Raw genomic sequence first — 25,727 nt, forward strand, 5'->3', positions numbered from 1 at the left:
CAGAAATGGTTAACAGGCATGATGCTGATCGCTGTGGGCCGGCCGAAAATCCGGAATGTCCCTGTTTAAAATCTGCCAACAAGGGGCAAGCAAACTATGACGAGCATCAACACCAATAACGCTGCAATGGCAGCCCTCCAGACTCTCCGTGGCATCAACCAGGGTCTCCAGGAAACCCAGGCCCACGTTTCGTCCGGCTATCGCGTCGGCAAGGCTTCGGACAACGCTGCTTACTGGTCGATCGCAACGACCATGCGTTCTGATAACAAGGCTCTCTCGGCTGTCTCCGACGCTCTCGGCCTCGGCGCTGCAAAGGTCGACACCGCTTACTCTGCTATGGACAGCGCCATCGACGTCGTCGGCGACATCAAGGCCAAGCTCGTTGCCGCCACTGAAAGCGGCGTCGACAAGGCCAAGGTCCAGGAAGAAATCAGCCAGCTGCAGCAGCAGCTCCTGAGCGTCGCTCAGTCGGCTTCCTTCTCCGGTGAAAACTGGGTTGCTGGCGCTGACGGCACCAAGAACGTCGTTGCCTCCTTCGTCCGTGACGGCTCCAACGCCGTTTCGGTCGTGATGACCGACTATGTTCTCGACAGCTCCTCCATGGGCAACGTTCTGTTTGGCATGAGCGTCGGCTCGGTCGAAACCTCCACGGGTATCCTCGGTACTTCGAATGGTGCGACCGGTTCTGTCTACGCAATGGATATCACCAACTTCACCCTCGGCGAAATCCAGTCGGCTCTGACTAACGTTGAATCGGCTCTGAAGGCGATGACCAGCGCCGGCGCTCAGCTCGGCTCGATCTCCAAGCGCATCGAACTGCAGGAAAACTTCGTGTCCGCTCTCAGCGACTCGATCGACTCCGGTGTCGGCCGTCTCGTCGACGCCAACATGGAAGAAGAGTCCTCCAAGCTCAGCGCCCTGCAGACCCAGCAGCAGCTGGCCGTCCAGTCGCTGTCGATCGCGAACTCCTCTTCGCAGACCATCCTCACGCTGTTCCGCGGCTAATAACCCGCCGAAACATCAGCCCGCCGGTCTCCGGCGGGCATCTCGGAATCGAGCCGCGCTTCAATGGAGCGCGGCTTTTTTAATGTCCGTTAACGATCGATTAACCATAATGCTGTCTTCTGCGGTCAACGAGACGGTGGGTTAACCAAATTTAAGAACCGGTTAACAGGCATGAGGCTGGTCCCCGTTCCCGGTAGCTTTCCGGAATGTCCCTTTTTTCCATCTGCCAACAAGGGGCAATCATTTCATGACCAGCATTTTGACGAACGTTGCGGCAATGGCCGCTCTTCAAACACTTCGCGGAATCAACGACAGCCTCGAGGATACGCAGAACCGCGTATCATCGGGTTACCGCGTCGAGAAGGCGGCCGACAACGCCGCCTACTGGTCGATCGCAACGACCATGCGTTCCGACAACAAGGCTCTCTCGGCTGTCTCCGACGCTCTCGGCCTCGGCGCTGCCAAGGTCGACACCGCTTACTCCGCCATGGACAGTGCCATCGATGTCATCAGCGAGATCAAGGCGAAGATCGTCGCTGCAACCGAAAAGGGTGTCGACAAGGCTAAAGTGCAGGAAGAAATCGGCCAGCTGCAGCAGCAGCTCCTGAGCATCGCGCAATCGGCTTCCTTCTCCGGTGAAAACTGGGTCGCGGGCGCTGACGGCACCAAGAGCGTCGTTTCCTCGTTCGTCCGCGATGGCAACGGCAATGTCTCGGTCAAGACGACGGACTACATTCTGGACACGAGCTCCACGGGCAACGTTCTCTTCGGCATGGACTCGACCGGCGCGATCGAGACCAGCTCCGGCCTTATCGGCACATCATCCGGTACGATCGGCTCGATCTACTCGATGGACATCACCAACTTCGATTCGCCTGAGATCTCCATGGCCCTGACGTCAATCGAGGCAGGCCTTGAGGCGATGACCAAGGCTGCATCGCAGCTCGGCTCTATTTCCACTCGCATTGAGCTGCAAGAAGGCTTCGTCAGCGCGCTCAGCGATTCGATTGACTCCGGTGTCGGCCGCCTCGTCGACGCCAATATGGAAGAAGAATCCTCGAAGCTCAGCGCTCTGCAGACCCAGCAACAGCTGGCCATCCAGTCGCTGTCGATCGCCAACTCCAGCGCTCAGAACATCCTCACGCTGTTCCGTAGCTAAGTCAGGCGCTGAAGCTGGACCGAATCTTGCGCCGTCGTCTGGCCGCAAACGAGAAGCCTCCCGGACCGCGCCTCAAAACGGCGCGGTTCTTCCTTTTATATCAACGGCTTGATCGAAATTTCTGGCGACGCGCCGGGCTCGGCGCCAGGCTCTTGCCCAACCGGTTGATATCGAGTTAACTTCGCTTTGAGTTGATTTGCTTTGCGACACACCGGTGGAAACTCTGCCGGAGGCATGACGCCACCCCAGTCGCCGCCGGCAATCCGGCCTGCCCTTTCACCCCGATTCCGAGACCTGTCGATGACCGTTAAGATTACCAGCGCGGCCGCGGTGAATGCGCTTGCGGTGCTGCGCAGCATAAACAAAGAAGCCAGCCAGACCCAACAGCAAGTATCCTCGGGATATCGTATCGAGACGGCCGCCGACGATGCGTCCTACTGGTCGGTCGCGACCGTCATGCGTTCGGACAGCACCAATCTCGGAACGATCGGAGATGCGCTCGGCCTCGGCGCTGCCAAGGTGGATGCGACCTACACGGCGATGGACTCCGCGATCGATCTCATCGGTGAGATTCGCGCCAAGCTGGTTTCGGCAAGAGAACCAGGCGCCGACAAGGACAAGATCAACGCCGAGATCAGTGAATACAAGGAGCAGTTGCAGACGGTCGTCGAATCGACGTCGTTTGCGGGTGAAAACTGGCTGTTGAACGGCGATGCCGCCGCGCCGCCGACATGGCAGGTGATCTCTGGTTTCGTGCGCGCTCCAACCGGCGAATATCAGGCTCAGACCATCGATTTCCCATCCTCGCAGACCATCCTCATCGACAAGAACAATGCGAGCGGCGGCCTGCTGACCAAGTCGGTCGATGCCAACGCGATCAACAACAGCGGCGCGACGTCGCGGAACTATTATCTGCTGAACGCCAACTCCACCACGCCGGCGACAGGTACGGAAATTGCGATTGGCAAGAACACGACCGATGCACAACTCACCGACATGCTTGACGTGACCGACTCGCTGCTCTCCTCGCTGACGACCACGGCCGCGTCCATCGGCGTGATGAAGACGCGCATCGACGATCAGATCGACTATACCGCCAATCTGTCCGATTCGATCGACAAAAGCGTCGGTGCGCTCGTCGATACCGACATGGACGAGGCTTCGATCCGGCAGAAGGCGATCGAAACCCAGAAGCAGATGGCCGTCGAAGCGATCTCGATCCTCAACACGGCCGCAAGCAAGATCCTGATCCTGCTGGAATAGGGGCGGGCGCGATCACGGGTGCAGCGGCGCCATTCATCCTCGCGCAAGTTTGACTGCCTAGTTTCCGGCATGAAGGCATCGTCCGAATCCGTGCCGGCGCAAGGTCAGGCTCTTGCCCGTTTCGAAGGGGATGCCGACGCACAACGTCACTTTGAGCGGGGGCGGGCATGTTGCATGCCTCCCGAATGCTGGATGGTTTTTTATGAGCATTGCGCTTTCCCGGTATTTGAAGGATTTCGGTGAACCGGAATCGTCAGCGCCGATCCTCGAGATGGACGATTTCGGCAGCGACGCTTTCCCCGAAATGGCGAGCGAACCGGCGATCGACGTCGAGGCGGAGCGCCGCGAAGCCTATGCGGAAGGTCATGCCGCAGCGACCGTGGAATTGACTGAGAAATACGAGCGCGAGGTGCGGATGCTGGCGGAGGTCCATGCGCGTGAACTCGAAGAGCTGAAGCTGCGTTACGAAGTCGAGGCGGCGGCGGTCATTGCATCCCGCATCCGCGATATCGCCGAAGAGATCGCTCAACTGGTCAGCGCCGGCGCCGCCGTTGCCATCGCGCCTGTGATGACCGAAGCGCTTGCCGCCAAGGCTGCCGAAAGCCTCGCCTCTCTGCTGCGTGACGCGATCCTCGAAGGCGCGGCCGGAGCGGTCGTCGTCAGGGGGCCGACCCGGCTTTTCGACATATTGAAGGCCGAACTCGGCGAACATGCCGAGGCGGTTCGCCACATTGAGACCGACGATATCGATCTTGCCGTCGAAATCGGTGATGCCGTCATCGTCACCCGTATGTCCGCCTGGGCGGCCAGCTTGAAGAAAGTTCTCGAATGAGCGAAGGCGAAAACCACCACCACGGCAAGAACGAGATCATCATCGTCAAGAGACATGGCGGCGGTGATCACGATGGCGCCCATGGCGGTGCGTGGAAAATTGCCTATGCCGACTTCATGACGGCGATGATGGCGTTCTTCCTGGTCATGTGGCTGGTCAATGCCGCCAACGAGGAGACCAAGGCCTCGGTCGCGACCTATTTCAATCCGATCAAACTCTCCGACGAAAAGCCGACCGAGAAGGGCCTGAAGAAGCCCGTCGACAACGCCGAGGGCGAAGAGAAGCAGGAGAAGTCGAAACAGAAGGAAGAAGATCCGAACGACGGCAAGGCCGCGGCGGATGGTGACGACCAGACATCGACCTCAGGCGACCAAACCAATTATTCCGAGGCCGATTTCTTCGAAAATCCTTATTCGGTTCTGGCCGAGATCGCCCAGGAAGTCGGCCAGCAGGCCAATGTCAGCGCCAAGGGCGACGGCGGTGCCGCCGATTCCGGCCCGGCCACCGGCGCCGATGGCGGCGAGGCCTATCGTGATCCCTTCGATCCGGATTTCTGGACGAAACAGGTCGAAGTCACCACCGCCGGCAAGACGTTGCCGCCCGGCAAGAGCGACCAGCAGGCGGTCGAGAGCGAGACAACCGAGATCGCCAAGGTCGAGGATATGAAGCCTATACCGCTGACCACCGATCAGAAGGCCGCCAAGGAAACCAAAGAAACTAAGGAAACCAAGGGCGCGGTCGAAGCCAAAGACGGCAAAGCGCCGGCTGGCAAGTCGCCCGAGGACAAGAAGGCCGAAGCTCAGAAGGCAGCCGATCATCAGAAAGACGCAGACAAGATCGCGGCCGAAACCGAACAGCAACAGCAGAAGGAAGCAGAGCAGCTGCAGGCGCAGATCGCCCAGCAGATCGGCGGCGTTGCCGGCAAGCTCGCTGAAGGTCTGACCGTGACGGCGTCCGAAGGCGGTTTGCTGGTCAGCATCTCCGATCAGACCGACGATTCGATGTTCAATATCGGTTCTGCGGTTCCGCGCCAGGAGATGGTGCTGGCCATGGAAAAGATCGGCGCGATCCTGAAGGAGAGGGGTGGTGCGGTTGCCGTCCGCGGCCACACGGATGGTCGCCAGTATAAGGGCACGCAGAATGAGAACTGGCGGCTTTCGATGGATCGCGCCCAAAGCGCCTACTACATGCTCGTACGCGGCGGGCTCGACGAGAAACGCATCTCCCAGGTCTCCGGCTTTGCCGATCGTCGGCTGAAGCTGCCGTCTGACCCGTTCAACGCGACCAATCGCCGGATCGAGATCCTGGTGCAGGCGGATCAAGGATAGTCGAATGGCGCGTCGGCAGCACCGTTACGTCGGATTTGTGGCCCTCGGCCTGGCGATGCTTTCGCCGGCCGGAGGCAACGCGCAGGATCCGGACGATCTCGCGCCGTACAAGATGCTGCGATCGTTGCAATTCGTGCAGGATTCCGTCGTCAGCGGCGATCATTCGGCCGGCGAGATGCAACGCTTCATGCTGGGCACGATCGACGAGCGGCTGCGCACTGTCGATCCTTCGACATTCGACGACGACCGCAACGTCGACGCAGCGCTGATCTACGCGATGAGCGGCGGCAATCCCCAGACACTCGAATATCTGATCGCCCATGACGTCAACGGCTATTTCGACAACCGCGTCACCGATGTGCTGCGCAAATATCTGAGCGGCAAGGGGCTGCTCGTCGCCAAGACACTGGAGGAGACGGCCAGAGAATATCGCGACAAGAAGATCGGCCCCTACCTTGCCCTGATCGGCGGCAACGTATTGATCGCGACGAAACCGACAGACGCGCTGGATCTCTACGACCAGGCGCGTCTTGCCGCTCCGGGTACGATCGTCGAGGAGGCGGCGTTGCGCCGCTCCGTCGCCATCTGCGTCGACAAGGGAATGCTCGACAGGGGAATGGCCTATTCGCAGCGCTATGTCAGACGCTTCCTGCATTCGCCCTATGCCAGCCAGTTCGCCGATCTTTTCGTCACGCTCGTCGTCGGCCACGATCACGACGTGAAACCGCAGGATGTCATCGACATCCTGTCCTTCATGGACGCCCCGCGCCAACGCGAGGTCTATCTGCGCATCGCCCGCGCTGCCGCGATATCAGGCAAGCCGGAGCTGGCGCGCATGGCGGTCGGTCGCGTGCAGTCGCTTGGCGCCGGCACCGACAATCCATTCGGTTCGCTTGCAGATTTCTATGGCGGAATGGCCGGCCTTCCTACGGAGGATATCGATCAGGCGGCGAAGAATGTCAGCGGCATCGACGGCAACGCGCTTTCGCCGCGGGATCAGGCGCTGCAGGAGGCCGCGCGGTCCGTCGCCGACCAGATCCTGCGCGCTCCCGACCCGGCAAGCCTGACGCAAGCCTCGGATCCTAACACTGACCATCAAGAAATCACTTCTGAAAAGGCTGCGGCTATAGCCACGCAACCGGGAGCGCCAGGCGCGCTTCCCGAGCCTGTTCCGGGAGGTGTGGCATCGACTGGCCAAAGCCAGGATACCGACCCCTCATTCAACGCATTTGTGACGACCAATCGATCCAAGCTCGACGAGATCGACGGTCTTCTGGCGCAGGAAGGCAACGAACAATGATGGATATGAGCGTCTCGGGCGGAGCCCCCGGTGCGGAGTCCGCCGCGACTGCGAAATCTGCGCGACCGGCCGGAAAAGACGATGCCGCCGGCCAAAAGAACGGCTTCTCCGACGCGCTGGCCAAGGCAAGCGGCAGTGCTGCCAATGACGATGCCGACGATGCGCAGCCGAATCAGGGCGTGGCAGCCGATGGCAGCGCCGAGAAAGCGGCGCAGTCGATCCGCGGCCGCAACGGCGCAAAGCCCTTGATCGATCTTAGCGACGCCGCGCTGAAGGCACAGGCGGAGGCGCAGCCGGAAACGATCGTCAGTGCTGACAAGGCCGCGGCGAAGCCGGTAAAGGCCGAGATCAAAATGCCGACCGATCTCGGCCTCGGCAAGCTCGATCCGAAGGACAGTTCCGCAAACGGGGTCGCTCCGGCAGCCAAGGGCGGCAAACACACCAAGGCCGACGCGCTGGAAACCGATACGGATAAGGCCAGCGACGATGATGACGGCGGCATTTCCGATGTTCTGGGTCTGCTGAAGCAGGAGCCTGCCGACGGGACCGTGACTTTGCCGGCGGCCACCGCGCATCACGTCTTTGCAAACGTCGACGAGGCTGGAGCTGCCGACAAAAAAATCGATGGTATCGAAGCCAAGGCGGGCGGCCATGCGTCCGACGCTCTTGCCGCCGTCAGCGGCAACGTCGAGAGCGGCAAGGCGGATAATATCAAGGTTCCCGGATCGGAGGCTGCCGAAGCCGCCGATGGAAAGACATTCAGGATCAGCCGCGCCGATGGCCGCGGCGTCTCGATGGATGTCCACATCGGCACCGATCAGGTCGGTCCGAAAGATGGCTCGAAGAAGGCCGATGTCGAAAACGTTTCGGTGCTCGAATCGCGCCGCTATATCGGCCTGATGCAGAATTCGAATTCCGCTGCCGTTACCGCCGCTCTCTCCGGCGATTCCGAATGGGCGCGCGCCATGGAGCCGAGCTCGGCGCTCTCCAACACGGCGGAATGGACGAGCACCGGCAGGGTGGTCAATACGTTGAAGATCCAGATGAACCCGCTCGATCTCGGTCTGGTGACGGCGACCATGCGCCTGTCCGGCGACGCCCTGAACGTCGACCTCAAGGTCGAAACCGGGGCCGCCTATCGTCAGATGAAGGAAGATCACGGCAAGATTCTCGAAGCTCTGCGCAGCCAGGGTTACGCGGTCGAAAACGTCACCATCAGCATGGCGCCGGTCGAGCGTTCCGACGCCGGCAACCAGGGCCAGGCCTCCCAGCAGCAGTCGCCCCCCCCAGCAGGGGCAGGGCGGCGAGGCGCGCGAGCGCCACAATCAGACGGCACAGCGGACGGACGGAGGCTTCAATGGCGCAGGCGAGACTGGTATTGAAGACGCTCGTGCTGGCGGCAGCAGCGGTACTGGCGGCGTTTACCTCTGAGGCGACCGCCTCCACCGGCGCCTGCGAACGCGAGATCCAGTCGGCAGCGGCCAAATACGGCATCCCGGAAGGGATCCTCTATTCGGTCGGTCTGACGGAAACCGGCCGTAAGGGCTCGCTCTATCCCTATGCCATGAACGTCGAAGGCAAGGCGATCTTTCCGCCCTCGGAGCAGGACGCGATGCGACAGTTCGATGTCGCCCGCAACAGCGGCGCCAAGCTCATCGACATCGGCTGCATGCAGATCAACCATTACTTTCACGGCGAGAATTTCCGGTCCGCCGAGGAGATGTTCGACCCGCATCGCAACGTCGAGTATGCGGCAAAATTCCTCCGCAATCTGCATGACCGTCACGAGACATGGACGATGGCGGTAGCCAGATACCATGCCGGACCGAACAATAATCCGGCACAGAAGCAATATGTCTGCCGCGTCATCTCCAATCTCGTCGCCACGGGTTACGGCAAATGGACTCTCAATGCGAGTAACTTTTGCCGAAATTGATTCAACTAAAGATAGAAGAGGCGTATTGTGACGAAACTGTGTCACAATGTGGCAGGAATCCGGCGTGAATCCCCCGCGCAAGTCATATTTAACCGACTGTTAACTTTTCCACGAAATTTTGGTGGGTATATTTAGGGCTACCCACTAGATATAGATCAAATCGCTACCCAAATCTTAATCAATTATTAGTTTCTGCCATTAACTTTAACGAGTTGTCGCCGATTCGTGCGATTCGTACCCATAGATCATCGAAGTGCCACACTGATTCGGAGGCGGACGAATGATCGTAGTGGTTGATGAGCGTGAGCTCGTGAAAGATGGATACACATCTCTGTTCGGTCGTGAGGGCATTCCCTCCACCGGCTTTGATCCAGCGGAATTCGGCGAGTGGGTACAAACCGCCGCCGATTCCGATATAGCTGCAGTCGAGGCCTTCTTGATCGGTCAAGGCCAGCGCAACTTCGAACTGCCCCGGGCGATCCGGGATCGGTCGATGGCGCCGGTGATTGCGGTCAGCGATCAGCACTCGCTCGAAAACACCCTTGCGCTGTTCGATTGCGGCGTCGACGACGTGGTGCGCAAACCGGTGCATCCCCGTGAAATCCTCGCAAGGGCGGCTGCGATCCGGCGCCGGCTGAAGGCGATCACCAACTATACCGAGATCGGCGGGATTCGCGTCTTCTCGGATGGCCGTGACCCCGAGATCAACGGCGAAGTCTTCGCACTTCCCCGGCGCGAGCGCCGCATCCTCGAATATTTGATCGCCAATCGCGGTCGCCGCGTCACCAAGACCCAGATCTTCAACGCCATCTACGGCATCTTCGATGAAGAGGTCGAGGAGAACGTCGTCGAAAGCCACATCTCGAAGCTGCGCAAGAAGCTGCGCAAAAAGCTCGGCGTCGATCCGGTCGATTCCAAGCGCTTCCTTGGTTACTGCATCGATTGGGCCTGATTTTCTCGGCCGGGCGGCGCCGGGCTGAACCGCATATCCGGCCTCGCAGCTCGCATGACAGACAGCTTCACGCAAGGCCCGACAAATACTCTCGTGCATAACAGGTAAAGCGAGGTTTTCAGATGAGCATTTTCGGCAGCATGAAGACGGCAGTATCGGGGATGAACGCGCAGGCCAACCGCCTCAGCACCGTCGCCGACAACATCGCCAACGTTAACACGACCGGTTACAAGGCCGTGTCGACGAGCTTCTCGTCGCTGGTTCTGCCCTCCTCGGGCGGCAACTACAATTCCGGCGGCGTTCAGACCTCCGTCCGCCAAGCCGTCTCCGACCAGGGCGATATTTCCTACACCACGTCGAGCACCGACCTTGCAATCTCAGGCGACGGCTTCTTCATCGTCCAGGGTCCTGACGGCACCCCGGTTCTGACCCGCGCCGGCGACTTCACCAAGGACGACGAAGGCAATCTCGTCAACGCCGCCGGCTTCATGCTGATGGGTTATTCCTACGACTCCGGCTCTCCTGCTGTCGTCGTCAACGGCTTCGATGGCCTCGTTCCCGTCAACGTCAACCAGGATGGGTTGACCGCCATCGCCTCGACCTCGGGTATCTTCAAGGGCAACCTCGACTCCAATGCCAAGATCGCTCCGGTCGCTCCTGCGACGCTGCCGAGCGCCAACCTCGCCACGACGACGACCGACACCAAGAAGGTCTCGATGGTCGCCTATGACCGTCTCGGCAACAAGGTGATGTACGACTTCTACTTCACGAAAAAAACAGTTGTTACGCCGCCGCCGGCAACGCCCGCTACGGCTGCCACCTGGGAAGTGTCGATGTTCCGCAACGCCGATGCTGCGGTGGGCGGCACGACCTCCTTCCCCTACAGCACCGCCTCTGTCGGCACCGGAACGCTCAGCTTCGACGCCAACGGCAAGTTGACCGCGGGCGGCGCCGTTAACATCGTCGACCCAGTGACTGGTCAGACGATTGCCATGGACTTCTCCGCCTTCACACAGCTCGGTGCCGACTTCTCCGGCACCGGCACGCCGAACGGTCAGGCAGCGACCCCGGTCAAGGACGTCACGGTTGATGGCGACGGCATCGTCTACGCGAAATACGAAGACGGCAGCACCAAGCCGCTCTATCGCATTCCGCTGGCCAATGTCGCCAGCCCGGACAAGCTGACGCTGATGAGCGGCAACGTCTACAGCGCCAACGGCCAGTCGGGCGTCACCGTCACCGGCTTCCCGCAGACCAACGGTCTCGGCACGATCAAATCAGGCGCTCTCGAAGGTTCGAACGTCGACCTCGCCGGCGAGCTGACCGAGATGATCGAATCGCAGCGCAGCTATACCGCCAATTCCAAGGTGTTTCAGACGGGATCCGACATTATGGACGTTCTCGTCAACCTCAAGAGATAAGCAAGGTACCGGGTAAGCCATGTCGCTCACATCCGCACTTAATACCGCGCAGAACATATTCAACAATACGGGTACTCAGAGCAGTGTCGTATCGAACAATATCTCGAATGCGGGCAACAAAGATTACGTGCGCCGGCAGGCGATGCTCACCACGTCCTTGAATGGCGCACAGGTCGTCAAGATCGATCGGGCGCAGGAAGAGGCGCTGCTGCGCCAATACCTGAAGACATCCTCTCACGACAGTGCCCAGCAGGCATTGCTCGGCGGTCTCGAGGACCTCAAGTCGATCGTGGGTGGCAACGACTACGAAACGTCGCCATCCACCTATCTCGGTGTTTTCCAGCAGAAGCTTCAGGCCTTCCGCACGACGCCGGGCAGCACCGTCGCTGCTCAGGGCGCCATCACCGCCGCGCAGGACGTCGCCAACTCGCTGAACAATGCCTCGCAATCCGTTCAGAACGTCCGCGCCACCGCCGACAAGCAGATCGCCACCGACGTCGATAAACTGAATACGCTTCTCAACGACTTCGAGAAGGCCAACAACGCGGTGAAGACCGCCACGGCCTCGGGTGCGGATGCATCCGGCGCGCTCGACGAGCGTGAGAAGGCTCTCAAGCAGATTTCGCAGATCGTCGGTGTCAACACGACGACGCGCGACAATAACGACATGGTGCTGAGCACCTCTGACGGGACGATCCTCTTCGAGACGATCCCGCGCAAGGTGACGTTCAAGTCTCAGGATGTCTATACCGCGACCATCACCGGCAATTCGGTCTATGTTGACGGTGTGGCACTTCCACGCGGCAGCGGATCGACGACGACGGGGCAGGGAAGCCTTCAGTCTCTCCTCCAGGTCCGCGACGAGATCGCCCCGAATTTCCAGAAGCAGCTCGACGAAGTCGCCCGCGGCCTGGTCTCGCTCTTCAAGGAGCAGAACACGGCAGCCGGCCCGGCCTATGTGCCCGGCCTCTTCACCTGGAGCGGCGGCACGGTCGATACCGGCGCCACCGCGGTTGCCGGCATGGCGGCGACCATCACAGTCAGCAGCCGCGTCATCACCTCGCAAGGCGGCGATCCGATGCGCTTGCGCGATGGCGGCGTCAACGCCACCGGCCTCGTCCTGAACACGTCAGGCGCCAGCGGTTATACGACGGAACTCGATCGTCTCTATACCGCATTGGGCTCCGACATCGATTTCGATCCAGCGGCGGGGACGCCTGTCGGGTTCGACGCCACGACAGGCATCGATTCAAACGTCAGCATCATGGAATTCGCCACAAATTCCCTCGGCTGGCTCGAACAGTACCGTAGCAATGCCACGACGGCAGCGGAAAACACCTCGGCGGCGCTGTCACGCTCTGACGAAGCCTATTCCAACGAGACGGGCGTCAACCTCGACGAGGAGCTGACGCTGCTCCTCGACATAGAGCAGTCCTACAAGGCGGCGACCAAGATCTTGAACGCCGTTGACGAAATGTTGAAGTCATTGCTGGATATTGCGAGTTAAGCCATGAAGAGCTCATTTATTTCAAGTTCGGCCATTCAGAATGCGATGCGGTTGACGATCCGTCAGGCGCAGAACCAGATGACGAAGGCGACGATGGAAGCGACGACGGGAGTCTATGCGGATATCGGTGTCTCGCTCGGCGGCAACGCCGCCAGGAGCGTGGACTTCAGCCGCGAGGTCGACAGGATAGACTCGATCAAATCAAGCAATTCGCTTGTCACCGCGCGCATGGAATCCTCGCAGCTCGGCCTTTCCAAGATGAAGGATGTCGGCGACGGCCTCGTTTCGAAGCTGACGGCGCTCCAGGGCAGCCATGATCCCGGCAGCATCACCGTCGCCATCCAGTCGGCGACCAGCGCCCTGTCCACAATGATGGACACGGCCAATACCATGGTAAACGGCGAATATCTGTTCTCGGGCATCAACACCGATGTGCAGCCGCTGACCGACAAGACGACCGCGACCAGTGCCGCCATCGTCACGGAGTTGAATACTTACGCCGCCGCTCTCGTCCCGCCGAAGGCGGTCAGTGCTCTCACCGGCGCCGAAATAAGCACCTTCATCACCACGAAGGTAGAGCCGATGTTCAGCCAGGCCGCCTGGACCGACCCGACGACCGGCTGGTCGCAGGCATCGAGCCAGAACATGACGAGCCGCATCAGCAACTCCGAGGTGATCGAATCCTCGACCAATGCCAATTCCGAGGGCATGCGTTACTTCGCGCTCGCCTCGGTGATGACCTCGGCGCTGTTGGGTCAGGGCCTCAGCAGCGATGCGATGAGCACTGTGTCCAAGCAGGCGATCAGCTATACGACGAAGGCGACCAGGGGCCTCGTGACCCAGGCAAGCCAGCTCGGCCTTTCCCAAGAGCGCGTCAAGAAGTCCAACGACGCTCTCGACGCTCAATCGAACATCATCAAGAACAAGCTCGTCGATCTCCAGGGCGTCGATCCTTACGAAGCCTCGACCCTCGTCAAGACTTTGGAAACGCAGCTTGAAACCGCTTACACGATCGTCTCGAAGATCCAGCAGTTGAGTCTAGTAAACTACCTTTGATGATCAAAGGCGCGCAATAAAGAAGGATGCATGAATGTATCAGTTCTCATATGCCGAAGTCATGCAGGACTCGGTGGCCGACGCGAAAGAGCGGGAATGGCAGGTTCTTGACCGGTCCATAGACCTGCTGGCGGCGGCGCGCGAAAAGGAAAAATACGGCCGGGAAGCCATTGAAGCCCTGTTTTATACCCGCCGGGTCTGGATCAGCTTCATCGAGGATCTCAAACATCCCGACAACCAGCTGGAGATCGGGCTGAGGGCCAACCTCATCTCGATCGCGATCTGGATATTGAAGGAATGCGACAGGATCAGAAAACGTCAGTCTAATAACTACCAGGGCATCATCGACGTTACCACCATCATCAGGGATGGACTTAAATGAAAAGTACACTTCGCATTTCTCTGAAAGCCGGAGAAAGAATCTTCATCAACGGCGCCGTCCTGCGCGTCGACCGCAAGGTCGCGCTGGAATTCCTGAATGATGTGACGTTCCTTCTCGAAAACCACGTCCTCCAGCCGGAGGGCGCCACGACGCCGCTGCGTCAGCTCTATTTCATCGCGCAGATGATCCTCATCAATCCAGAGGGCAAGGACCACTCGACGGCGTTGTTCCGCAAGTCGATCACCATGCTGCTCACCTGCTTCAAGAACGAAGAGATCCTCGCCGAACTGAAGCGCATCGATGCGCTCGTCTCGACTGGTCGCGCCTTCGATGCACTCAAGGCGATCCGCGGCCTCTACGCGATCGAAGACAATATCCTCAACAACCACGAAATGCCGCCGACGATGGTCGAGCAGATTCGCAGGGAGATTGCACCATGGCGGTAGATGCAACATCAAGCGTGGCCAACACGAGTTCGACGAGTACGACGAACACGGCCCAGCAGAAGGCGACGCTGAACTACGACAATTTCCTTCAACTGCTCATCGCGCAGATGAAGAACCAGGATCCGACCGATCCGGTCGACGCCAGCGAACAGATGTCGCAGCTGGCGAGCTTCTCGCAGGTCGAGCAGACGATCCAGACCAACACCAAGCTGGACACGCTGCTCGCCAGTTCGAGCCTCACCCAGGCCAGCAGCTACGTCGGCAAATACATGGAAAGCGCCGACGGCACCGTCAAAGGCACCATCGAATCCGTCAAGGTTTATTCCGACGGAATCATTGCGACGACCACGGATGGCGGTAATATACTCGTGCAGGCGGGAATCACCGTTGCCGACAAGGCGCCGACGACGTCGACCGATACCTGATACCCACGGCGCCGGTGCGCCGCATAGCTCGGGTGATACCAATCAATGGCGGTCCGGCCACGGCGGGGCTGCTTCAAGGCGATATGAGGTTGCCTTCGGATGAATGAAGCTGATGCATTGGATCTGTTCCAGGCGGCGATCTGGACCGTGTTGATTGCTGCCGGTCCCGCCGTCATCGCCGCGATGGTGGTAGGTCTCGTCATTGCCTTGATCCAGGCGCTGACCCAGGTGCAGGAAGCGACACTGACTTTCGTGCCGAAGATCGTCGCGGTGCTGATCACGGTCGGTGTCACCGCGCCGTTCGTCGGTTCGCAGATCTCGATTTTCACCAATCTGGTCTTCTCGCGCATCCAGTCCGGCTTCTAGAGCAATTCCAGCAAAAGTGCACAGCGGTTTTGCTAGGCAAAGCGCGAGGGGCTTTTGCCGGGGGATTGCGTAGAAACAAAAGGTTAGAGCGGTTCTACGCTTCCATAAAATCTGAACCGCTCTGAGCCACCTTCGCGCAAGCTTCGCCATTTAACTCTCGATCCGAATTGGGCGGACCGCATGTCCGCCTCCTCTCATGAAGAGACGGAATCGTCATGGCGCAACCACCTGCACTCCCCCTTCCGAAAGTCGCCCCGAACCTGCGCGATGTCGGTTTTGCCCTCGGCATCATCGTTATCATCTGCATCCTCTTCCTGCCGATCCCGCCATTCCTGATCGACATGGGACTGGCCTTCTCGATCGCCCTCTCGGTGCTGATCCTGATGGTCGCGTTGTGGATCCAGAAACCGCTCGATTTCTCGTCTTTTCCGACCATTCTTCTGATCGCGACGATGACGCGGCTGGCGTTGAACATCGCGACGACCCGCGTCATTCTTTCGCATGGTCATGAGGGCCACGATGCGGCGGGCGGTGTCATCGCGGGTTTCGCAAGCCTGGTGATGTCCGGTGACTTCGTCATTGGTCTGATCGTCTTCCTGATCCTCATCACCATCAACTTCATCGTCATCACCAAGGGTGCTACGCGTATCGCCGAAGTCGGCGCGCGTTTCACCCTGGATGCCATCCCCGGCAAGCAGATGTCGATCGACGCCGATCTATCGGCCGGCATTATCGACGAGAGGGAAGCCCAGCGCCGGCGCAAGGAGCTCGAGGAGGAAAGCTCCTTCTTCGGGGCGATGGACGGTGCGTCGAAATTCGTGCGCGGCGATGCCGTCGCCGGCCTGATCATCACCTGCATCAACATCTTCGGCGGCATCATCATCGGCTATTTCCGCCACGGCATGCCGATCGGCGAAGCGGCCGACGTTTTCGTCAAGCTCTCCGTCGGCGACGGCCTCGTCGCACAGATGCCGGCTCTCATCGTCTCGCTCGCGGCCGGCCTTCTCGTCTCGCGCGGCGGCACCACCGGCTCCACCGACCAGGCGGTTGTCAATCAGCTGAGCGGTTATCCCCGTGCGCTTTCCGTCTCGGCGGTGCTGATGTTCATCCTGGCCCTGATGCCGGGCCTGCCGTTCGTCCCCTTCGTATCCCTCGGCGGTCTTCTGGCCTTCGGCGCCTGGTTCATCCCACGTCAGGTCGAGGCAGAGAACATGCTTCGCCGCGAGCAGGAAGAAAAAAAGGTCGTCCAGAGCAAGGAACTGGAAAAGGATTCGGTCAAGGCAGTGCTGCGCACCTCCGAAATCGAGCTCGCACTCGGCAAGATGGTCTCGACGCGCCTGCTCGGCGCCCACCAGGAGCTGGCCTTCCGCGTCGGCAAGATGCGCAAGAAGTTCGCCACGCAATACGGCTTCGTCGTGCCCGAGATCAAGGTCACCGACGATATCGCCATCGCCGAGAAGTCCTACCAGATCCGCATCCACGGCACGACGGTCGCCTCCAACCTACTGCGCGTCGGCGAAGTCCTCGTCGTGACCGGCGCCGGCCGCCGGCCGAGCATTCCCGGCGACGAAATCCGCGAACCCGCTTTCGGCATGCCTGCCGTCTCGATCCTCGAAAACTTCGCCGACGATCTGAAACGCGAGGGCTTCCAGCCGATCGACAACGTCTCCGTCGTGTTGACCCATATGAGCGAGGTGATCCGCAACAACCTGCCGCAGCTTCTGTCCTACAAGGACGTTAAGGTGCTGATCGATCGGCTCGACCCAGAATACAAGAAGCTCGCCGACGAGATCTGCTCGTCGCACATGTCCTATTCCGGCCTGCAGGCGGTGCTCAAGCTGCTGCTTGCCGAACGCGTCTCGATCCGCAACCTGCATCTCATTCTCGAAGCGGTGGCCGAACTCGCCCCGCATGTCAGGAAGACCGAGCAGATTGTCGAGCATGTCCGCATCCGCATGGCCCAGCAGCTTTGCGGCGACTTGGCCGACAACGGCGTGCTGCGCGTGCTGCGGCTGGGCAGCAAATGGGATCTCGCTTTCCACCAGGCGCTGAAGCGCGACGCCAAGGGCGAGGTGATCGAATTCGACATCGATCCGCGCAGCCTGGAGGAGTTCAGCGAGCAGGCCACCAAAGTTATCCGTGAGTTCATGGATCGCGGCCTGCCATTCGCACTTGTCACGTCGCCGGAAACACGCTCCTATGTGCGCATGATCATCGAGAGGCTGTTCGCCACGCTCCCGGTCCTGTCGCATGTCGAACTGGCCAAGGGCATCGAGATAAAGATTTTGGGCTCTATTTCATGATAACAGACCCGCAAGGGACCGTTCTCGCGCTGTTTCTGGTTTTCTGCCGGATCGGTGGCTGTGTGCTGGCTCTTCCGGGTTTTTCCTCGGCGCGCGTGCCCGATCAGCTGCGCGTCTTCATTGCGGGGGCGCTGTCGATCGCCGTCATGCCGTTGCTCTGGGATACCGTCTATCCGGCCGTTCACACCGGTGCCGGAACCTATATCGGCCTGATCTTCAGCGAATCGCTGATCGGCGTGATGTATGGCATGCTGGCGAGGATCTACACGCTCGGCATGCAGTTCGCCGCGACGATCATCGCCATGATGGTCGGCTACACCCAGCCGGGTTCCGCCGACATCCTCGAAGACACGCCGGAGACCAGCCTTTCCGGCTTCATTACCTTTGCCGGCATGATGATTCTCTTCATTATGGATTTCCATCACATCGTCTTCCGCGCGCTGATCGATTCCTACACGACCATGCCCTTCGGCGGCTTGATGCAGATGCGCGCGACGCTGATCTCCTTTACCGACACGCTGGAGCAGACCACCTACATCATGCTGCGGCTGTCGAGCCCGTTTTTGATCTACGGCCTGATCTTCAACGTCTCGATCGGTTTCATCAACAAGCTGGCGCCGCAGATCCCGGTCTACTTCATCTCCACGCCCTATCTGCTGATGGGCGGGCTCTTCCTGATCTATTTCTCGATTGCGGCGATGGTCAGCCAGTTCGGCCAGTCCTTCGGCTCGATCTATATCGGGCGATGAGGCTGATATGATCGAAAAGAAGCGCTCCCAGAAGCTCAAGCGGCTGCTCTCGGTGCAGCGGCATATCGAAAGAATGGCCGAGAACGACCTGGCCGAAACCAGCCGCCAGCGTGTCGAGGTCAATGTGGCGATGGACGACGTCATCCTCGCGCTCGGCTCGATGGACCCCGTCCACCACGCCTTCTCGCAAAATTACGCCGACCGATTCGGCAGGCTCACCATCAAGGACCAGCAGCTGACCGGCATGCAGCAGATCCACGAGATGCGGCTGACGCGCGAGCGCGCCAAGGGCGACCGCCTCGAAGAGGGCATGCAGGAAGCCCTGGAAGTCGAGCGCCGCGAGGCAGATGACAACGCCGTCTACGATGTCATAGATCAGCAATTCGCAACGCCAGCCTCCAGCAAGCTTCAAAAACCATAGTCGTTACGATCTTAAATTCAGAGGATTGTAACGTGGCTATTTCGCCCCCCAGTGATCTGGTCCTGGACGTTGTCAAAGCTGCCGACCCCATGGAGGTTCAGGCAGCTCAGGAAAAGTTGAAGGCAAATCGTGCGGCCTTTGCCGCAACGAGCCTCGCCGAGAATGGCAAGGGCTTCTCCAATACGGTCGACGTTCTCGATCAAGTCGGCCAGAAGAGTGGCCTCAACAACATTCAGAACCGCACCAAGGCCGAGGAAGCTCCGGAAAGCTACCGGAAGTTCGAGGCCATGGTCCTGCAGAATTTCGTCAAGTCCATGCTGCCGAGCGAAAGCGAAGACGTCTACGGCAAGGGTGCGACCGGCGATATCTGGAAAGGCATGATGGCCGAACAGCTCGGCAACGTCATGGCCAAGGGAGACGGCATCGGCATCGCCAAGCAGATGTACAGCGAGCAGTTGCGCCGGCAGGAAGGCAAGATCGTCAATGCCTCCACCGACGACGATGACCGCAACACTGCGCTCAGCATGATCGACGACTTCCAGCGCAAGACCTTTGGCACGCCGACCGCCGAAGCCAAGACCGATAGAACAGGATGATTTTAGGCCCGTTGGCCCAAAATCTGAATCCTGTTCTCAATTAAAGAGTTAGAGCGTGATGTCGTCCGAAAACCGCGCACACTTTTCGGCATCATGCTCTAAGCGACGCATAACCGAGGGTACAATGGAAATAGTTTCGAACGAATACAGGATCAAATCCGTTCTCGGACGCCTCGAAATGATCATCGATAATGAGAACACCCGGATCGGCAACGATCCGCAGTTCGATCTCAAGGTCTCCAATGCGCATAAGAGCCGCTGCCTCTACGAGCTGTCGATGCTTTTCCGCGACACCGATCCGGCCGAGCTTGCCGCTGCCCATCTCGATCAGCTGCACGGCCTGAAGAAGAAACTGGTTCTCAATGCCCGTCGCGTCGAGGCGCATCTCGAAGCGGTTCGCGCCGTCGCCGACCTCCTGAAGAACGCGGTTCAGGACGCCGATGCCGACGGCACCTATTCCCAGGAACAATTCGCCGCGCGTGGAAACTGATGATCAAGCTCGTCCTCACCGGTGTCTGGGTTTGCGCCATCACCTTGGCATCGGTCTATTTCTCGGTGTACCTGGCGACCGCGCCGGCGCCCGCAGCAACGGATTCCAAGCAGAGCGCTCTTGAACTGGTGAAGGGCGAAACGATCACGGTGCCGATCATTGGCAACGGTGCGATCACCGGTTACTTCCTCGGCCGCGTTTCGTTCATGATGAACAAGGACATGTTGAAAGGCGTGACGTTGCCGCTGAGCGAGATGACGACGGACGAGCTTTTCAGTTTGCTCGTCGGCAACAAGATGGTCGATATCGCCCACATCAAATCCTTCGATCCGAAGGCCTTCCGCGAGGAGATCAAGAAGGGCATGAACGAGCGCCTCGGCGGCGAATACGTCGCCGACGTGATGCTGGAGCAGCTCGATTATCTCTCCAAGGAAGAGGTCAAGGAAAGCTCCGCCGGTCAGCCGAAGAAGGTGGGCAAACCCGTCAAGATCGTCGAGACCGCACCGGCCGCCGAAGCACCGGCCCCAGCGGCCCACTAAACATCATTTGATCATCGACGACAAACGGCGCCCGAGGGCGCCGTTTGTCGTTGGCGCGTGGTTAATAATCCACTTATACGAGCATAGAAATTCAAGGAATTTTCCTAAGGGTTGTTTGAAACCGTCCTGTTATATCAGGTGTCACAGCTTGGCATGCGCCGCTTATCCGAGATCGGAGCGACGCCGTCCCGGCGGGACGCGACCGGTCCTTTCGAGACCTCCGGTGCGGAAATATAGGCTTGTTTTCCGGGATGTCGGGCGCATGCAGCACCCTCGGCAGGAGGTAGGAATGAATCTGATTGCAAACTTCGCGGTGCTCGCATCGCGGCGGACGATCTTCGATCTGCCGGTCTGCGATCTCGGCTGGGACGATGCCCTCGTTTTCATCAACGAGCTGGCCTCTATTCCCGTCGGCCAGACCGTGGTTTGCTTCGTCAACGCCCACAACATGCTGACCGCGCTGCGCGACGACGAATATTACCGGATCATGTCGCACAATCTGGTGCTGCCTGATGGTATCGGCCTCAACATCGCATCGCAGATCGCCCATGGTTCGCCGTTTCCCGCCAATCTGAACGGCACCGATTTCGTGCCGGCCTTCCTCACCTTCATGGAGGCCCCGCGCCGCATCGGCCTCATCGGCGGTGAGCGTTCGGTCGTCGAGGCAGCGGCGGAAAATTTCCGCAGGCACACGCCCTGGCACGAATTCGTCGTCGTTTCCGACGGTTACTTCGACAAGGTCGATCCCACAGATGTCATCGAGGAACTCGAGCGCCAGAAGGTCGATATTCTGATCGTCGGTATGGGGACGCCGCTGCAGGAAAAATGGGTTCACGATCATATTCGCGCCGATCATGCACGCCTGGTGCTGACGGTGGGCGCTCTCTTCGACTTTGTCTCCGGCGCTGTCCCACGCGCGCCGAAGACGGTGCGGATGATGCGCCTGGAATGGGCCTATCGCCTGCTGCAGGAGCCGACGCGCCTCTGGCGCCGTTACATCATCGGCATCCCGGTGTTTCTCTTCCATGTCCTGCGCTACCGCTTCCGCCGGCGCGAAAGGATCCTCAGCCATCCGGAAGAGCACGGCAGCGCGCTGCAGCCGCGGTCGGATCATAAGAAGGCGAGCTGACCTTATAGCGCCGCGCGTCTAACAAGACGCGCGGCTTAGCAATTTTTGCCCGCTGCGGTTAACCATTTCTTTGCCATGAATATTTAGAGTGGCTTAATCATCTGTATCCGTGCGGATGAGCGAACTCGGCCATCATGTGCATGAGATGTGGCGCAAATGTACGATATCAGGGCCAGAAACAACTTCCAGGATCGCGTAGCCGCAGGGCCGCGCCACGATGACGATTCCTACGGGGCGCCCCGGTCGAGCCAGCCTGATATCGCGCCGCCCGAGGCCGAATTGCTGCGCGCCATCGGCCGGGTGCTGGAGGAGCAGCGCGCCAGGGCGGCGCGCACCGCACCGCTGGTCGACCGCATCGAAACCATCCTCGGCAACCGCCTCCGGGCCGCCAACGACGTCGGCCATCCGCTTCTTCAGCAGCCGGCGGGCGACGAAGAGCTGAGCGTTCCGGCCGACGAGCCGATGATCTCACCCGAACCGTTGGCAGCGGTCCGTGAAGAACCCGCGGCGGCCCGGTCGGTCGCACCGCGCCGCCGCGTGGGCGGCATTGGTCTTGTGATGATGGTGGCCGCCGCGACGATCGTCGGCGCGGGCTTGCCGGCGCTGATGCCGGCTTCGCCGGCCCTCTACCGTGCCGAGGCGACGCTTGCGGTGAAGAGCGATGCCGCAAGCCGCGCTGCCTTCACCCAGGCCGCGGCGAAAGGGCTGCTGTCGGCGCGGGTGGTTGCTTCGACGGTGGCCGCCCTGAAACTCGATCACGACCCCGAATTTGCCGGCGCCAGTGCCAATGCGCTCGGCGTCGCGCTCGATCTCCTCTCGGCGACCGGCGCTGCTGCCGATCCGGCCTCGCGCGCCGAGGCGACGCTGAAACATGCGGTCGAGATACTGCCCGATGCCGCCGCCGGCACCATCCTCGTCAGGGCGACGACCGGTAATAGCGGCAAATCCATGCGCATCGCCGCAAAGCTTGCCGAAGCGGTGTCCGCAGCAGACGGACCCGGCGGCAACGTCGAGACCGATACCGCCTTGCGCAAAATCTATGACGAGGTGAAAGTGGAGCTTGCCGCCTTCACGGCGAAGAGCGGCGAGGGCAACGTCAAGGTGGCGATCGATCTTCGCCGCCAGATCGACCAGCTCGATGCCGATCTGAAAGCGGCCGACCAGAACATCCTTGCCGCCAAGGCGCAGACCGACCGGCTCAAAGCCGCAAAACTTGCCGAAGTGCTCGACGGTTCGCTCCCCTCCGATATGCTTTCGCCGGCGCTGCAGGACTGGCGTGACAAATATGCCGTCGCCAAAACGACGCTTGCGCAGCTTTCCGCCGAGCTCGGCCCGCGCCATCCGCGCCTCTTGCAGCAGCAGGCCGAAACCGACGGTCTGAAGGAGAATATGGGCAAGGAGCTGACCCGTCTTGCCCAGACTGCCAACCTCGCCGCCAAAGCCGCCGTCGATGCGCGCAAGGGCCTGAACGATCGCCGCAACACGCTGATCGCCCAGAGCCGGGACACCGGCGTCGATTTGTCACGCCTGACCGAGCTCAGCGAAAAGGCGAATGCCGCCCGCTCGCGCCTCGAAGAGGCGACGTCCACAGCGGTGGAAACGGCCGCCGACGGTCGTATCGTTCTCCTGAAGCCAGCATTGGCAACCGCAGTATCGGGAAGCGATGGCCTGACCGGCCGCTCGCTGGCCGGTGCCGCAGCGGGCCTTGCGATAGGCCTTGCCGCGGCTTTCTTGCTCCGGCTGCGGAGGCCCGTCGCCGATCCCGCAAGGGAAAAAATGCCAGTACTTCGGCCGCAGGCCGCACTGCCGTCGATGCCCGCGCAGGCCCCCGCACCGGTCGACGAGATGGAGCTGCTGCGCTCCGAGATCTCCGGCCTGCGCGACCGGCTTCGTGTTCATGCGCTCGAAGCGCGGCAGCCCCTGCGCTGAAAACATTTCCTTGCAAGCTTGCTATTGCCTTGCCGCTTTCGGACAGGATAGGGCGTTAGCGGGCAATTGACGCTCGCCGAATATCCATAGATTGACGCGAAACAGGGCGGAGAGACGCGTGACGACAGTAATCGACGGAAAGAACGTAGCTGCATCGGTCATTCAGACGGTCAAGAGTGCGACGGCGGCGCTGGAAAAGAGCAGCGGCGTCACCACCGGTCTTGCGGTTGTCATCGTTGGCGACGATCCGGCAAGCCACGCCTATGTCGGCTCCAAGGGCCGCATGGCCAAGGAGTGCGGCTTCAAGTCCGTTCAGCACACGCTGCCGGCCGAGACGAAGCAGGAGGATCTGGCAGCCCTCGTCGCCAGCCTCAACGCCGATCCGTCGATCCACGGCATTCTGGTGCAGCTGCCCCTGCCGAAGCCGCTCGACAGCGAGGCGATCATCCAGTCGATCCTGCCGGAAAAGGATGTCGACGGTCTGAGCGTCGTCAATGCCGGCAAGCTCGCCACCGGCGATCTGAAGACCGGACTTGTCTCCTGCACCCCGGCCGGCGCCATGGTCTTCGTCCGCCGCACCCATGGCGAGGATCTCTCCGGCCTCAACGCCGTCGTCATCGGTCGCTCCAACCTGTTCGGCAAGCCGATGGCGCAATTGCTGCTCAACGCCAATGCGACGGTGACGATCGCTCATTCCAGGACCAAGAATCTCGCCGAGGTCTGCCGCAACGCCGATATCCTGGTGGCCGCCGTCGGCCGGCCGGAGATGGTCAGGGCCGATTGGGTCAAGCCCGGTGCGACGGTCATCGACGTCGGCATCAATCGGGTGGCAGCCCCCGAAAGAGGCGAGGGCAAGACCCGGCTCGTCGGTGACGTCGCCTTCGAGGAGGTTTCGGCGGTCGCCAGCACCATAACCCCGGTTCCCGGCGGCGTCGGGCCGATGACCATTGCCATGCTGATGGCCAATACGGTCATTGCCGCCCATCGCACCGCAGGGCAGACACCGCCGCAGTTTTGATTAGAGCATGATGCCGAAAAGTGTGAGCGGTTTTCGGACGACATCCTGTTCTAGGCCTGGGGAACAGGACCGGTCGAGGCCCTGACGATCAGCTCGGTCTTCCAGAGCTCCTGGTCGGGGAAGGGGCCCGCCTGCTTTACCGTGCCGATCAGCCGCTGCGCGATGCGAACGCCCGCCGCCCGCAGTGAAGAGCGCGTCGTCGTCAGCGGCACGGAAAAGCTTTCCGGTTTCAGCAGCGGCAGTACGTCGTCATGGGCGATCAGCGAGATATCCTCGCCGAGCCGCAATCCGGCCTGGTTGACCGCGCGGATCGCGCCGAGCGCCAGCACCGTGCTGGAGCAGAGGATCGCCGTCGGTCGCTCCGGCAATTGCAGGAAGTGTTCCATTGCCAGCAGGCCTTGTTCGTCCGTCATCAGCGCGTGGCTCATGCAACCCTCCTCGAGCGCAAGCCCGCGCTCGGCAAGGGCGGCGACGACACCGTTCTTCCTGCGGATGGCGAAATCGAGATGCATCGGTCCGTTCATCAGCGCAAAGCGCGTATGGCCGAGCTGTAGCAAGAGCCGCGTCGCGTCGTAGAAGGCGCCTTCATTGTCGATGTCGAGATAGGGATAGTCCGGCTCCGAACCGAAGGACCGGCCGTGCACGACATAGGGCATCGAGAGCGATTTCAACATGGCGAGCCGTGGATCGTGGCCGCGCATATAGGCGACGAACAGGGCATCGACATTGCCGCTGATCGCAAGGCGGCGCAGCGCCGCCACCTCGTCATCCGGGTCGGCCGGCATGATCACGAAGTGGAAGTCGTGGCGCACGGCCTCTTCGCCCAGCCCTGCCAGGAATTCACCGAAATGAACGTCGGACTGGTGGCCGGGCGCCGTCGGCATGACGAGGCCGATCGAGCCTGCCTTGCCGGTCGCAAGCCGTTGCGCCGCCTTGTTCGGGCGGTACCCGGTTTCCTTGACAGCCTGAAGCACGCGCTCCCGGGTCGCCTCGTTGACCTCGGGATAGCCGTTGAGCGCTCGGCTCACCGTCGTCTGAGACAGCCCCAGCAATTCCGATAGCTGTTTGAGATTCACCTGCTATGCTTCCTCCCGGCCCGCCCGTCAGCCGTCTTGAAAAGGCCTGCCGCCTCCCAGTGGCATCCAAAGCGCTTTCAATTTGTATCATCTGGCGCG

The 25,727-nt window shown here is 60.5% G+C and carries 25 protein-coding genes and 1 pseudogene; 25 read left to right on the forward strand and 1 reads right to left on the reverse strand.

From position 1 onward, the window contains the following. Positions 1-96 precede the first annotated feature (96 nt). The 25 genes and pseudogenes from AC244Q_RS01770 to folD all read left to right on the forward strand — a co-directional run bounded on the left by AC244Q_RS01770 (position 97) and on the right by folD (position 24,552). Positions 97-1,005 carry a flagellin N-terminal helical domain-containing protein gene (locus AC244Q_RS01770; protein WP_011650481.1) on the forward strand — a complete coding sequence of 303 codons (909 nt, stop codon included), beginning with the start codon at positions 97-99 and terminating at the stop codon, positions 1,003-1,005. Between the two features lie 247 nt (positions 1,006-1,252). After that, a complete protein-coding gene (locus AC244Q_RS01775) occupies positions 1,253-2,164 on the forward strand; it encodes a flagellin N-terminal helical domain-containing protein (protein WP_012756068.1) in 912 nt (303 codons plus the stop codon). 300 nt (positions 2,165-2,464) lie between these two features. After that, positions 2,465-3,427: a flagellin N-terminal helical domain-containing protein gene (locus tag AC244Q_RS01780; protein ID WP_012756069.1), complete on the forward strand. Its 963-nt coding sequence runs from the start codon at positions 2,465-2,467 to the stop codon at positions 3,425-3,427. 202 nt (positions 3,428-3,629) lie between these two features. Next, positions 3,630-4,259, forward strand: coding sequence for a FliH/SctL family protein (locus AC244Q_RS01785; protein WP_113546502.1), 630 nt, complete (start codon positions 3,630-3,632; stop codon positions 4,257-4,259). After that, a complete protein-coding gene (locus AC244Q_RS01790; RefSeq protein ID WP_113546501.1) occupies positions 4,256-5,587 on the forward strand; it encodes a MotB family protein in 1,332 nt (443 codons plus the stop codon). Before AC244Q_RS01785 ends, AC244Q_RS01790 begins: the two co-directional genes overlap by 4 nt. A 4-nt stretch (positions 5,588-5,591) precedes the next feature. Beyond that, positions 5,592-6,887 carry a chemotaxis protein MotC gene (gene motC / locus AC244Q_RS01795; protein WP_012756072.1) on the forward strand — a complete coding sequence of 432 codons (1,296 nt, stop codon included), beginning with the start codon at positions 5,592-5,594 and terminating at the stop codon, positions 6,885-6,887. After that, positions 6,884-8,318 (forward strand): annotated as a pseudogene (fliK, locus tag AC244Q_RS01800) (flagellar hook-length control protein FliK). Before motC ends, fliK begins: the two are co-directional and overlap by 4 nt. Further along, on the forward strand, positions 8,266-8,823 hold the full coding sequence (locus AC244Q_RS01805; protein WP_012756074.1) for a transglycosylase SLT domain-containing protein: 558 nt from the start codon (positions 8,266-8,268) through the stop codon (positions 8,821-8,823). Before fliK ends, AC244Q_RS01805 begins: the two are co-directional and overlap by 53 nt. A 280-nt stretch (positions 8,824-9,103) precedes the next feature. Beyond that, positions 9,104-9,775, forward strand: a complete 672-nt coding sequence (gene rem, locus AC244Q_RS01810; RefSeq protein WP_003545558.1) for a transcriptional activator Rem — start codon at positions 9,104-9,106, stop codon at positions 9,773-9,775. A 122-nt stretch (positions 9,776-9,897) separates the two neighbouring features. Then, a complete protein-coding gene (locus tag AC244Q_RS01815; protein WP_012756075.1) occupies positions 9,898-11,196 on the forward strand; it encodes a flagellar hook protein FlgE in 1,299 nt (432 codons plus the stop codon). 19 nt (positions 11,197-11,215) lie between these two features. Beyond that, positions 11,216-12,703 (forward strand): flagellar hook-associated protein FlgK, encoded by a 1,488-nt coding sequence (gene flgK / locus AC244Q_RS01820; protein WP_113546499.1) that lies wholly within the window; start codon positions 11,216-11,218, stop codon positions 12,701-12,703. Between the two features lie 3 nt (positions 12,704-12,706). Further along, positions 12,707-13,759, forward strand: a complete 1,053-nt coding sequence (locus AC244Q_RS01825) for a flagellar hook-associated family protein (protein ID WP_128406387.1) — start codon at positions 12,707-12,709, stop codon at positions 13,757-13,759. 34 nt (positions 13,760-13,793) lie between these two features. Continuing rightward, a complete protein-coding gene (flaF, locus tag AC244Q_RS01830) occupies positions 13,794-14,141 on the forward strand; it encodes a flagellar biosynthesis regulator FlaF (protein WP_003556569.1) in 348 nt (115 codons plus the stop codon). Next, positions 14,138-14,587 carry a flagellar biosynthesis repressor FlbT gene (gene flbT, locus AC244Q_RS01835; RefSeq protein WP_012756078.1) on the forward strand — a complete coding sequence of 150 codons (450 nt, stop codon included), beginning with the start codon at positions 14,138-14,140 and terminating at the stop codon, positions 14,585-14,587. Before flaF ends, flbT begins: the two co-directional genes overlap by 4 nt. Beyond that, the gene (gene flgD, locus AC244Q_RS01840) at positions 14,578-15,012 is read left to right on the forward strand and encodes a flagellar hook assembly protein FlgD (RefSeq protein ID WP_012756079.1); all 435 of its coding nucleotides are present in this window, start codon (positions 14,578-14,580) and stop codon (positions 15,010-15,012) included. The genes flbT and flgD overlap by 10 nt, the downstream gene beginning before the upstream one ends. Before the next feature lie 99 nt (positions 15,013-15,111). Continuing rightward, complete coding sequence (gene fliQ / locus AC244Q_RS01845) at positions 15,112-15,378, forward strand: flagellar biosynthesis protein FliQ (protein ID WP_009992823.1); 267 nt, start codon at positions 15,112-15,114, stop codon at positions 15,376-15,378. 215 nt (positions 15,379-15,593) lie between these two features. Continuing rightward, complete coding sequence (flhA, locus tag AC244Q_RS01850) at positions 15,594-17,681, forward strand: flagellar biosynthesis protein FlhA (RefSeq protein ID WP_012756080.1); 2,088 nt, start codon at positions 15,594-15,596, stop codon at positions 17,679-17,681. Beyond that, complete coding sequence (fliR, locus tag AC244Q_RS01855; RefSeq protein WP_012756081.1) at positions 17,678-18,430, forward strand: flagellar biosynthetic protein FliR; 753 nt, start codon at positions 17,678-17,680, stop codon at positions 18,428-18,430. Before flhA ends, fliR begins: the two co-directional genes overlap by 4 nt. 7 nt (positions 18,431-18,437) lie before the next feature. Beyond that, positions 18,438-18,851 (forward strand): hypothetical protein, encoded by a 414-nt coding sequence (locus AC244Q_RS01860; RefSeq protein ID WP_128406386.1) that lies wholly within the window; start codon positions 18,438-18,440, stop codon positions 18,849-18,851. Between the two features lie 32 nt (positions 18,852-18,883). Continuing rightward, positions 18,884-19,447, forward strand: a complete 564-nt coding sequence (locus AC244Q_RS01865) for a rod-binding protein (RefSeq protein WP_128406385.1) — start codon at positions 18,884-18,886, stop codon at positions 19,445-19,447. Positions 19,448-19,571: 124 nt separating this feature from the next. Then, a complete protein-coding gene (locus AC244Q_RS01870) occupies positions 19,572-19,937 on the forward strand; it encodes a hypothetical protein (RefSeq protein ID WP_003556590.1) in 366 nt (121 codons plus the stop codon). Beyond that, complete coding sequence (locus AC244Q_RS01875) at positions 19,937-20,476, forward strand: hypothetical protein (protein ID WP_012756085.1); 540 nt, start codon at positions 19,937-19,939, stop codon at positions 20,474-20,476. Before AC244Q_RS01870 ends, AC244Q_RS01875 begins: the two co-directional genes overlap by 1 nt. Before the next feature lie 289 nt (positions 20,477-20,765). Next, on the forward strand, positions 20,766-21,605 hold the full coding sequence (locus AC244Q_RS01880; protein ID WP_128406384.1) for a WecB/TagA/CpsF family glycosyltransferase: 840 nt from the start codon (positions 20,766-20,768) through the stop codon (positions 21,603-21,605). Positions 21,606-21,761: 156 nt separating this feature from the next. Continuing rightward, positions 21,762-23,534: a GumC domain-containing protein gene (locus AC244Q_RS01885; RefSeq protein WP_128406383.1), complete on the forward strand. Its 1,773-nt coding sequence runs from the start codon at positions 21,762-21,764 to the stop codon at positions 23,532-23,534. 118 nt (positions 23,535-23,652) lie between these two features. Further along, positions 23,653-24,552 (forward strand): bifunctional methylenetetrahydrofolate dehydrogenase/methenyltetrahydrofolate cyclohydrolase FolD, encoded by a 900-nt coding sequence (gene folD, locus AC244Q_RS01890; protein ID WP_012756088.1) that lies wholly within the window; start codon positions 23,653-23,655, stop codon positions 24,550-24,552. A gap of 50 nt (positions 24,553-24,602) precedes the next feature. Here the strand turns inward: folD and AC244Q_RS01895 are convergent, their stop codons facing one another. Beyond that, the gene (locus AC244Q_RS01895; protein ID WP_012756089.1) at positions 24,603-25,628 is read right to left on the reverse strand and encodes a LacI family DNA-binding transcriptional regulator; all 1,026 of its coding nucleotides are present in this window, start codon (positions 25,626-25,628) and stop codon (positions 24,603-24,605) included. Positions 25,629-25,727 lie beyond the last annotated feature (99 nt).

This window comes from Rhizobium sp. CB2179 (assembly GCF_057653455.1).

Bases quoted from the DNA above. Each gene is read 5' to 3' on its own strand.
- fliQ (WP_009992823.1), top strand. From the start codon at position 15,112: ATGAATGAAGCTGATGCATTGGATCTGTTCCAGGCGGCGATCTGGACC.
- motC (WP_012756072.1), top strand. From the start codon at position 5,592: ATGGCGCGTCGGCAGCACCGTTACGTCGGATTTGTGGCCCTCGGCCTG.
- flbT (WP_012756078.1), top strand. From the start codon at position 14,138: ATGAAAAGTACACTTCGCATTTCTCTGAAAGCCGGAGAAAGAATCTTC.
- AC244Q_RS01870 (WP_003556590.1), top strand. From the start codon at position 19,572: ATGGAAATAGTTTCGAACGAATACAGGATCAAATCCGTTCTCGGACGC.
- AC244Q_RS01780 (WP_012756069.1), top strand. From the start codon at position 2,465: ATGACCGTTAAGATTACCAGCGCGGCCGCGGTGAATGCGCTTGCGGTG.
- flaF (WP_003556569.1), top strand. From the start codon at position 13,794: ATGTATCAGTTCTCATATGCCGAAGTCATGCAGGACTCGGTGGCCGAC.
- fliR (WP_012756081.1), top strand. From the start codon at position 17,678: ATGATAACAGACCCGCAAGGGACCGTTCTCGCGCTGTTTCTGGTTTTC.
- AC244Q_RS01860 (WP_128406386.1), top strand. From the start codon at position 18,438: ATGATCGAAAAGAAGCGCTCCCAGAAGCTCAAGCGGCTGCTCTCGGTG.
- AC244Q_RS01880 (WP_128406384.1), top strand. From the start codon at position 20,766: ATGAATCTGATTGCAAACTTCGCGGTGCTCGCATCGCGGCGGACGATC.
- AC244Q_RS01770 (WP_011650481.1), top strand. From the start codon at position 97: ATGACGAGCATCAACACCAATAACGCTGCAATGGCAGCCCTCCAGACT.
- AC244Q_RS01885 (WP_128406383.1), top strand. From the start codon at position 21,762: ATGTACGATATCAGGGCCAGAAACAACTTCCAGGATCGCGTAGCCGCA.
- AC244Q_RS01775 (WP_012756068.1), top strand. From the start codon at position 1,253: ATGACCAGCATTTTGACGAACGTTGCGGCAATGGCCGCTCTTCAAACA.
- flhA (WP_012756080.1), top strand. From the start codon at position 15,594: ATGGCGCAACCACCTGCACTCCCCCTTCCGAAAGTCGCCCCGAACCTG.
- AC244Q_RS01815 (WP_012756075.1), top strand. From the start codon at position 9,898: ATGAGCATTTTCGGCAGCATGAAGACGGCAGTATCGGGGATGAACGCG.
- AC244Q_RS01875 (WP_012756085.1), top strand. From the start codon at position 19,937: ATGATCAAGCTCGTCCTCACCGGTGTCTGGGTTTGCGCCATCACCTTG.
- flgD (WP_012756079.1), top strand. From the start codon at position 14,578: ATGGCGGTAGATGCAACATCAAGCGTGGCCAACACGAGTTCGACGAGT.
- rem (WP_003545558.1), top strand. From the start codon at position 9,104: ATGATCGTAGTGGTTGATGAGCGTGAGCTCGTGAAAGATGGATACACA.
- AC244Q_RS01825 (WP_128406387.1), top strand. From the start codon at position 12,707: ATGAAGAGCTCATTTATTTCAAGTTCGGCCATTCAGAATGCGATGCGG.
- AC244Q_RS01790 (WP_113546501.1), top strand. From the start codon at position 4,256: ATGAGCGAAGGCGAAAACCACCACCACGGCAAGAACGAGATCATCATC.
- AC244Q_RS01785 (WP_113546502.1), top strand. From the start codon at position 3,630: ATGAGCATTGCGCTTTCCCGGTATTTGAAGGATTTCGGTGAACCGGAA.
- flgK (WP_113546499.1), top strand. From the start codon at position 11,216: ATGTCGCTCACATCCGCACTTAATACCGCGCAGAACATATTCAACAAT.